General features: G+C 38.9%; 2 protein-coding genes. Both read left to right on the forward strand.

Annotation, left to right across the window (positions count from 1 at the left end; genetic code table 11):
* Positions 1–235 precede the first annotated feature (235 nt).
* Positions 236–1054, forward strand: a complete 819-nt coding sequence (locus FTV37_RS16870) for a DNA-binding protein (protein ID WP_257223466.1) — start codon at positions 236–238, stop codon at positions 1052–1054.
* Positions 1055–1460: 406 nt separating this feature from the next.
* Entirely contained in the window at positions 1461–2837 is a 1377-nt protein-coding gene (locus FTV37_RS16875) for a replication initiation protein (RefSeq protein WP_180009610.1), read from the forward strand.
* Positions 2838–2967 lie beyond the last annotated feature (130 nt).

Here is a 2967-nt window from a genome sequence, read left to right on the forward strand (position 1 = left end):
ACCAACACCAACACCATCGCCAAGTAAAGATGATGGCTACAGGTATGACCCATTCTAAGAATGGTTTTTTTTATACTTTTTTTGCCAAAACTGCACCGATTCAAACTTTAAATTTTGGAATGAATTACACTATCTAAAGTGAAGTGAATAAACTAAACTAAATGAACTAAACTAAACTAAATAAACTAAGTTTAGTAAAGTAAATAAAATCAATAACTCACTTTGGAGTAACTAAGTGAATAACAAAATTTCAAGTGCTGTGACCAAGCAAGACGTATATGACGCTATTGAGCAGCTTCTAAAAGAAAATGGGAGATATACAAACCAACTAATCATGGACTTGATCGGTGGCTCAAGTGTGACGATTCAGAAGTATCGAAAAGAATACGAGCGTGAACATCGTGAAGATGCTGAAAAGAAAGCCGTAGCACTAAAAGACAGTGAGCAGAAGAAGCTGTCAGAAGTTGTTGCAGATATTGTAGCAGGTCGCATCACCGAGATCGGTGACAGTTATGCAAGTGAAATCACACGCTTGTCAGAAGAACTTGAAATAGCACTAGCTGATAAAGAATCACTATCAGAAGAAAATAGCAGTCAGCTCACAGAAATTGAGCAATTAACTTCTGAAAATCAGGATTTAAAAGCGAAGTTGAAATTTCTTGAAGAAGAACATGCACGAAGTAAAGCTGAAATTATTGAACAGTATGAACAGCATAAGAAAGTCATATCTGAGCAATATGCAGAAGCAAAACAGCAATATTCTGAAGGTCTTGCTGAGTTCAAGCAAAGTAATACAGCTCTGAAAGCAGAACGTGACCAGTTGCAGCTAAAAGTTGCCGAAGCTCAGTCTAATGAACGTGTTGCATCTGTCAGACTTGAAGAAGCGCAGAAGAATATTAGCCGTTTTCAGACTGAGATCAGTGAGCTGAAATCTGAAATTCGTGATCTACGTGCCCCACATCAGCCACAGCAATTAAAAAAGAAGGGCAAGGTCGAAGAACAGCCAATAGATGACAAAACTGGTGATTTGTTAGCAGAAGCTGAAAAGCCATAATGCCCCTTTCTTTTCTTGCGGAGCACAGCCAAAGGCTGTGCTGTCCTCAGAAAAAAAAGTGGCTCAAATGAAACATGGCACAAGTCAATATGCTTGAAAAATTACAGGTTTTGATGTGGTAACGAACTTTTTTTGCTGAAATTGCATCAATGAGAACGTGAATTTTAAAAAAAATGTATTTTAGAGGTTCGCCATTTGTTGCATTGAACAACAAACAGTTGTAACGTGCTTTTAACAGATTCTTTTTAATAAAAAACTCGATTTTCAGGTACAAAAAAAGACCCGAAAAAATTCTTTGGCGAGAATGGGTCTTTTGATGTACGTGTTGATCACTTACGGATAGTCAACATGCTTAATCATTATAGCAGTCAAAGACCACTCCGCAAGCCATCTAAGGGCTTGTGCGATGCAAATTAGTTCAAATCATACAAATATTTCACCAAAATCGTATTTATTTATTGATAAATCAGAACAAATTGCTGATTTACAAGAAGCTCTTGCCCTTTTTGACAAGTGCTTATCACCACTTACACCGCATTGGGTTAGCAAAGATACACTGAACCACAAACCGAAGCATTTACGCCTACGCACTGGGAAAAACTCACCGAGAGAGAGAGATCATTTTGATTTCATTACACCAAGTGAGCGTTCGCAATATGGTTATCTCCGATATGCGTCAGAGTTTTGGCTTGGTACTTTTGTTATTGATATTGATAGCAATGTAGCAGCCAGTATCGAGGAAATAATCAAATTAAACCCTGATTTACCTTTGCCTAATCTGATTGTCAAAAACCCTGTAAACGGACACGTTCAGCTCTATTACTGTCTGCGAAATTCAGTCTGCATTGATGAAAAAAATAAACGCTATAGCAAGAAAGCGGTTGTGCTATTGAATGCAGTAAAAACACGCCTTAAAGAGCTTCTAAACGGTGATTTTGCACATAGAAATTCAGTCGCCAAAAATCCGCATAGCAGCATGTGGCGAGTATCTACTATGCGAGTACAGCCGTATCAGCTTGCTGAACTTGCGAGAATCACACGTATATATGAGCGTCCAGTGATACGCCCTATGCTATTCACTCCAAATTCAGCGAAAGCGGTCAAATTAAGCAAAAATATAACAGTAGGGGAGCGTAACAATTGGCTGTTTGAAACAGTACGGCATCACGCTTATAAGTTGTATTTCAAACATGGCGAGGACTGGACAAAACGCCAGTTTATGTCTTGCTTGTTTGATTTCATGAATAAACTCAATCTTGAGAAGTGCAAAACGCCACTGGTTGAGCGTGAAGTGCGTGAAATCTGCCGGAGTATTACCCGTTTTTGTTATGAGCGTTATAGCTACTCTGAAAACACTAACGATGTGCTACGCAAGATCGCAAAACAGTTAGGAAGAAAAGGTGGAGCAGCAAAAGGTAAGTCATACGCAAAACAACGCAGAAAAGCCCTCTCGCTGCATCGCAAAGGCTTATCTGTTGCTGAGATTGTAAATACTACTCAACTGTCTAAATCTACTGTCTATGCGCTAATTAAGAAGCATAAAAGCCGCATTCAGAAAAACAGAAAATCAGTAGCAGTTAAGCCGGGTCTAAAGCAGAAATCTGTTTTTCCAAATAGCTATCAGTATGGGGTCTGTTCTCTGGCGCCTGTTCCCTATATATCCAAGCAAGATTGCGAAGCAATATTGCTCACCATGACTAATAAACATTCTCTTTTTAGATTTTTAACTTCTATGTCTATGGGCGTCGGGTGGTTGTGGGCAAAATCAAAACCTGTGATATAAGCTTGTGGGCAAGTTGTGGTACAGCTATGCTTTTCCACAACTTGTCCATAAGCCTTATTCACAGACCAGTTTTGATGTTCGCTTGCGATTGTCCATAATCTTGTAACGACTAATTAAATACGGGCCTAAT

Source organism: Acinetobacter sp. YH16042, from assembly GCF_013417245.1.
GTDB classification, from domain to species: domain Bacteria; phylum Pseudomonadota; class Gammaproteobacteria; order Pseudomonadales; family Moraxellaceae; genus Acinetobacter; species Acinetobacter amyesii.